At 65.6% G+C, this 6,000-nt stretch carries 5 protein-coding genes; 2 read left to right on the top strand and 3 right to left on the bottom strand.

Annotation, left to right across the window (positions count from 1 at the left end):
* Positions 1 to 88: 88 nt before the first annotated feature.
* Positions 89 to 361: a hypothetical protein gene (locus FG99_RS32480; protein WP_162493536.1), complete on the top strand. Its 273-nt coding sequence runs from the start codon at positions 89 to 91 to the stop codon at positions 359 to 361.
* Positions 362 to 507: 146 nt separating this feature from the next.
* Here FG99_RS32480 and FG99_RS13755 read toward each other — a convergent pair whose 3' ends face one another.
* A complete protein-coding gene (locus FG99_RS13755; protein ID WP_043270290.1) occupies positions 508 to 1,818 on the bottom strand; it encodes an MFS transporter in 1,311 nt (436 codons plus the stop codon).
* Between the two features lie 263 nt (positions 1,819 to 2,081).
* Between FG99_RS13755 and FG99_RS13750 the strand changes: the two genes are divergently transcribed.
* Complete coding sequence (locus tag FG99_RS13750) at positions 2,082 to 2,486, top strand: acyl-CoA thioesterase (RefSeq protein ID WP_009614218.1); 405 nt, start codon at positions 2,082 to 2,084, stop codon at positions 2,484 to 2,486.
* Positions 2,487 to 2,685: 199 nt separating this feature from the next.
* Here FG99_RS13750 and betA read toward each other — a convergent pair whose 3' ends face one another.
* Both betA and betB read right to left on the bottom strand, forming a co-directional pair.
* On the bottom strand, positions 2,686 to 4,371 hold the full coding sequence (gene betA, locus FG99_RS13745) for a choline dehydrogenase (protein WP_043270288.1): 1,686 nt from the start codon (positions 4,369 to 4,371) through the stop codon (positions 2,686 to 2,688).
* 117 nt (positions 4,372 to 4,488) lie between these two features.
* Positions 4,489 to 5,961, bottom strand: a complete 1,473-nt coding sequence (betB, locus tag FG99_RS13740; RefSeq protein ID WP_043270286.1) for a betaine-aldehyde dehydrogenase — start codon at positions 5,959 to 5,961, stop codon at positions 4,489 to 4,491.
* Between the last annotated feature and the right edge of the window lie 39 nt (positions 5,962 to 6,000).

Genomic DNA, 6,000 nt, shown 5'->3' with positions numbered 1-6,000 from the left:
AAAAAACTCTCGAATTCACGAGTGCTACTTGTGATGCTGACAATCTTGCGATCACCAGTCTTAACTCACAAGCACCCACACGAATTGCTTGATTCAACTTGTTAAAGAGCAGTTGGTTGATTCTTTCGTCTCAACCGAGGCCGCGCATTCTACGCCAACCTCTTATTTCGTCAAGCGTTATTTTCAGAATTTTTCGTTCCTACTCAACCGCTTGCGCTGTCGATCGGCCGGAGCTTCTCGTCAGCGGGAGGCGCATTCTACAGCGATCAAACTCGCTGTCAAGCACCTCGGCGATCTTCCTTTTGGCTCGCTGCCGGAGCAGCTGTCGAACCCAAAGGCGGCAAGTGAATCACTAGCCTGATCACCACTCTCAACTTCTAACCTGCTTAAGTGCTTGATTTTCAAGCTCTTTCAGCGCTTCGTCGCTGGGAGTGGTGCGCATTATAGGGAGTTAAAAACCCCCGTCAACGACTTTTTGAATCTTTTCTGAAAAAGCTGTCCGAACGATCAATTTGTAACCAGGGAGGCCTCGCCAGCCAGGCGCTCCTGGCGCAACAGGAAGCAGCCGGTAAGGAAGCCGACCAGGCACAGCGCGGCCACATAATAGGCCGGGCCCATGGGGTCTTCCTTCATCAGCAGCGCCACGACCATCGGCGTGAGGCCGCCGAAGATGGCGTAGGACAGGTTGTAGGAGAAGGACAGGCCGCTGAAGCGCACCACCGGCGGGAAGGCCTTGACCATGACGTAGGGCACGGCGCCGACGATGCCGACGCACAGGCCGGCCAGCGCATATAAAGGGAAGAGCCAGTCCGGATGGGTCTTCAGGCTGCTGTAGAAGAACCATGAGGTCGCGCCCAGCAGCAGGCTGCCAGCGATGAAGGTACGCCCGCCACCGATGCGGTCGACGATGCGCCCGGCGAGGATGCAGCCCGCGGTGAGGAAGATGATCGCCAGGCTGTTGGCCTTGAGCGCGGTGGCCGCCGGGACGCCGTAGACCGACTGCAGCACGGAGGGCGTCATGAGGATGACCACGACTATGGCCGCCGACAGCAGCCAGGTGAGCAGCATGGAGATGGCCACCGCCGGACGGTGCTCGCGCACCACCACGCCCAGGGGCACCTCGTCGGCCAGTTGCTTGCGTTGCTGCAGCTCGGCGAACACCGGGGTCTCGTGCAGCCAGCGGCGCAGGTAGACGGAGAACAGGCCGAAGATGCCGCCGAGCAGGAAGGGGATGCGCCAGGCGTAGGCCAGCACTTCGTCGGCGTTGTAGAAGCTGTTGATCGCCGTGGCCATCAGCGAGCCGATGAGGATGCCGGCGGTCAGCCCCGCGGTCAGGGTGCCGCAGGCGAAACCGACGTTGCGCGCCGGCACGTGTTCGGAAACGAACACCCAGGCCCCGGGCACCTCGCCGCCGATGGCCGCGCCCTGCACCACGCGCAGCAGCAGCAGGGCCAGCGGCGCCCAGATGCCGATCTGCTCGTAGGTCGGCAGCACGCCCATGAGCAGCGTGGGCACCGACATCAGGAAGATGCTCAGGGTGAACATCTTCTTGCGCCCGAGCAGGTCGCCGAAGTGCGCCATGACGATGCCGCCCAGCGGCCGCGCCAGGTAGCCGGCGGCGAACAGGCCGAAGGTCTGCAGCTGGCGCAGCCAGTCGGGCATGTCGGCAGGGAAGAACAGCTTGCCCACCACCGTGGCGAAGAACACGAAGATGATGAAGTCGTAGAACTCCAGGGCACCGCCCAGGGCGGAAAGGGACAGGGTCTTGTAGTCGCTGCGGGTCAGCGGACGGGCAGCGGTGGTATTGGCAGGAGGCATCGCAAGGCTTCTCGGCAGGTTGGCGGCGCTGACAGGGAACGCCGAAGGCGAACCATGGCAAATGGGAGCGCGTCAGCGCAACATTGTCATCAGGCATTCTGCGGTCGCTGCCGCAGGTCGGCCTCTATATAATGCCGATGCGACATGCGCGGGGTCGGTCAGAAAGCTGTCCCAAGTTTCTGTAGGAAACCACTTTTACAGGACTCTTGGGAGAGCTTTTCCTTTCCTTGAATCGAGACCGTCGGGGCACGAGGCCCTTACCTATGATCGAGCTTGAACAAGAAGACCCCATTCCGCAGGGCGACCTGGCGCTGCAGATCACCGCGTTGCCGCGCGAGACCAATGGTTTCGGCGATATCTTCGGTGGCTGGCTGGTGTCGCAGATGGACCTCGCCGGCACCGCCATGGCCAGCCGCATCGCCGGCGGCCGCGTGGCCACGGTGGCGATCGACCGCATGGCCTTCCTGGTGCCGGTGGCGGTGGGCGCGCAGCTGTCCTTCTATACCCAGACGCTGGAGGTCGGGCGCAGCTCGATCCGTATGCTGGTGGAAGTGTGGAGCGACGATCCGCTGTCCAGCGAGTGGCGCAAGGTCACCGAGGCGGTGTTCGTGTTCGTGGCCATCGATGGCAGCGGGCGGACGCGGCCGGTGCCGCCGCGGCGGGGGTGAGGGGGCGGTCCTCTTTGGCTGGAAGCAGCTCGGAGTGGTGACGAGTCCTGCGCTCCCTGATATCGCTTTTCCCTCTCCCCAGCCCTCTCCCTGAAGGGAGAGGGGGCCGTTCGGCGCATCCGGGGAAATTCAGTGTCAGCCGGCGACGCCCAAAGATTCAGGCGCTATCCACTCTGATAGCGCCCCTCCCTTCTCTAGCTCAAGCCCGCATCGGCTTGCCCCGCACCGGCGCGCCGTTGGCCTTGTAGTAGTCCGCGGTGCTGCGCGGCAGCGGCTGGCGGCCACGGATGCGGTCGGCGATCTTCTCGGCGATCATGATGGTGGTGGCGTTGAGGTTGCCGGTGATGATCAGCGGCATGATCGACGCATCCACCACGCGCAGCCCTTGCATGCCGTGCACGCGGCCCTGGCCGTCGACCACCGCCATGTCGTCCTCGCCCATCTTGCACGAGCAGGAGGGGTGGAAGGCGGTTTCCGCGTGCTCGCGGACGAAGGCGTCCAGTTCGGCGTCGCTCTTCTTGTCCAGCCCCGGGCTCAGTTCGCGGCCGCGGTAGGCGTCCAGCGCCGGCTGCGCCATGATCTCGCGGGTGATGCGGATGGCGTCGCGGAATTCCTGCCAGTCCTGCTCGCTGGACATGTAGTTGAAGAGGATGCTCGGGTGCTTGCGCGGGTCGCGCGAGGTCAGCTGGATGCGCCCTCGGCTGGGCGAGCGCATGGAGCCGACGTGGGCCTGGAAGCCGTGCTCCTTCACCGCGTTGCTGCCGTTGTAATTGATCGCCACCGGCAGGAAGTGGTACTGGATGTTCGGCCATTCGAACTCGTCGCGGGTGCGGATGAAACCGCCGGCCTCGAACTGGTTGCTGGCGCCCAGGCCGGTACCGAGGAACATCCACTGCGCGCCGATCTGCGGCTGGTTCCACCACTGCAATGCCGGGTACAGCGACACCGGCTGCTTGCAGGCGTATTGCAGGTACATCTCCAGGTGGTCCTGGAGGTTCTGGCCGACGCCCGGCAGGTCGTGCACCACTTCGATGCCCAGGTCGCGCAGCACGGTCGCCGGGCCGACGCCGGAGCGTTGCAGCAGCTGCGGCGAGGCGATGGCGCCGGAGCACACCAGCACTTCGCGGCGCGCGCGCGCCTCTTTCGGCGCATTGTCGTCCCCCAGCAGGTAGCTGACGCCGATGGCGCGCTTGCCGCTGAACAGGATGCGGTCGGTCAGGGCGTAGGTGACGATGGTCAGGTTGGCGCGCTCGCGGGCCTGGTCCAGGTAGCCGCGGGCGGTGCTGGCGCGGCGGCCCTGGGGGGTCACGGTGCGGTCCATCGGGCCGAAGCCTTCCTGCTGGTAGCCGTTGAGGTCTTCGGTGCGCGGGTAGCCGGCCTGCACGCCGGCCTCGACCATGGCGTGGAACAGCGGGTTGTTGCCGGCCTTGGGCGTGGTCACGCTGACCGGGCCGTCGCCGCCGTGGTAGTCGTTGGGGCCGATGTCGCGGGTTTCCGCCTTGCGGAAGTACGGCAGGCAGTCGAGGTAGGTCCAGTCCTCCAGGCCCTTCTCTTTCGCCCAGCCATCGAAGTCCATGGCGTTGCCGCGGATGTAGCACATGCCGTTGATCAGCGAGGAGCCGCCCAGGCCCTTGCCGCGCCCGCATTCCATGCGGCGGTTGTTCATGTGCGGCTCGGGGTCGGTGAGGTACGCCCAGTTGTAGCGGCGGCCCTGCAGCGGGTAGGCCAGCGCGGCGGGCATCTGGGTGCGGAAGTCGGCGCGGTAGTCCGGGCCGCCGGCTTCGAGCAGCAGCACGCTGACGTCCGCGTCCTCGGTCAGGCGGGTGGCGAGGACGTTACCGGCGGAACCGGCGCCGATGATGATGTAGTCGTATTCCTGGGTCATGCAGGCCTACCTCTTTTTCTGGGCACGACACCGCCCGCGACGCATGGCGCGCCGGTGTCTGAAGGTCGGAAGGCCGGTCGTCGTGGCGACCGGCCGCTCAGGGCTCGATCGCGGTGGTCAGAACACCGAGGCGTAGTCGCCCAGCTCTACCTGCACGGATTTGATCCGAGTGTAATGAGCCAGGGTGGTCAGGCCGTTCTCGCGACCGACACCGGATTGCTTGTAGCCGCCCACCGGCATTTCCGCCGGCGACTCGCCCCAGGTGTTGATCCAGCAGATGCCCGCTTCCAGGCGGTGGATCACCCGGTGGGCGCGGGCCAGGTCCTGGGTGACGACGCCGGCGGCCAGGCCGTACTCGGTGTCGTTGGCGCGGCGGATGACTTCTTCTTCGCTGTCGTAGACGAGGATGCTCATCACCGGGCCGAAGATTTCCTCGCGGACGATGGTCATGTCGTCACGGCAGTCGGTGAACACGGTGGGCGCGACGTAGGCGCCCTTGCCGAACTCGCCCTCGGTGACGCGCTCGCCGCCGCACAGCAGGCGGGCCTTCTGCTCCTTGCCGGCCTGGATGTAGCCGAGCACGCTCTCCATGTGCGGGAAGCTGACCAGGGGGCCGAAGTTGGTGTTCTCGTCCTGCGGGCTGCCCAGGCGGATGCGCTTGACGCGCTCCAGCACCTTCTCCTCGAAGCGCGCCTGCAGGCTGCGCGGGACGAACACGCGGGTGCCGTTGGTGCAGACCTGGCCGGAGCTGAAGAAGTTGGCCATGACGGCGATGTCGGCGGCGCGGTCGAGGTTGGCGTCGTCGAAGATGATCAGCGGCGACTTGCCACCCAGTTCCATGGTGACTTCCTTGAGCGAGGAGCTGGAGGCGCTGGCCATGACCTTCTTGCCGGTGGAGGTGCCGCCGGTGAAGGAAATCTTCTCGATCTGCGGGTGCTCGGTCAGCCACTGGCCGACCTCGCGGCCGCTGCCGGTGAGCACGTTGAACACGCCATCGGGCAGGCCGGCCTCGGTGTAGATTTCGGCCAGCTTGAGCACGCTCAGCGGAGTGACTTCGCTGGGCTTGAAGATCATCGCGTTGCCCGCGGCCAGGGCCGGGGCGGATTTCCACAGGGCGATCTGGATCGGGTAGTTCCAGGCGCCGATGCCGGCGACCACGCCCAGCGGCTCGCGGCGGGTGTAGACGAAGCTGCTCTCGCGCAGCGGGATCTGCTCGCCTTCGATGGCCGGGACCAGGCCGGCGTAGTATTCGAGCACGTCGGCGCCGGTGACGATGTCGACGTTGCGCGTCTCGGCCAGCGGCTTGCCGGTGTCCAGGGTTTCCAGCTCGGCCAGCTCGTCGTTGCGCTGGCGGAGGATGTCCACGGCGCGGCGCAGGATGCGCGAGCGCTGCATGGCGGTCATCGCCGCCCACACCCTCTGGCCTTCGACGGCGCTGGCGACGGCGCGCTCGACGTCTTCCTTCGAAGCCCGCTGCACCAGGGCGAGGACCTCCCCGTTGGCCGGGTTGACGGTCTCGAAGGTGGCGCCACTGCTGGCCTCCACGTAGCGGCCGCCAATGTAGAGCTTCTGAACGTCGAATCGAGCCATGGGTCGGTTGTCCTCTCTTATGGTCCGTGCACGAAGGCC

The sequence above is a fragment of the Pseudomonas sp. AAC genome (assembly GCF_000725445.1).
Lineage (GTDB): Bacteria > Pseudomonadota > Gammaproteobacteria > Pseudomonadales > Pseudomonadaceae > Pseudomonas > Pseudomonas citronellolis.
The sequence above is the reverse complement of the archived record's forward strand: the minus strand, read 5'-3'. Positions and strand labels throughout refer to the sequence as shown.

Coding starts and splice junctions, on each gene's coding strand:
- betA (WP_043270288.1), bottom strand. CDS start 4,371: ATGACCCAGGAATACGACTACATCATCATCGGCGCCGGTTCCGCCGGT.
- FG99_RS13755 (WP_043270290.1), bottom strand. CDS start 1,818: ATGCCTCCTGCCAATACCACCGCTGCCCGTCCGCTGACCCGCAGCGAC.
- betB (WP_043270286.1), bottom strand. CDS start 5,961: ATGGCTCGATTCGACGTTCAGAAGCTCTACATTGGCGGCCGCTACGTG.
- FG99_RS13750 (WP_009614218.1), top strand. CDS start 2,082: ATGATCGAGCTTGAACAAGAAGACCCCATTCCGCAGGGCGACCTGGCG.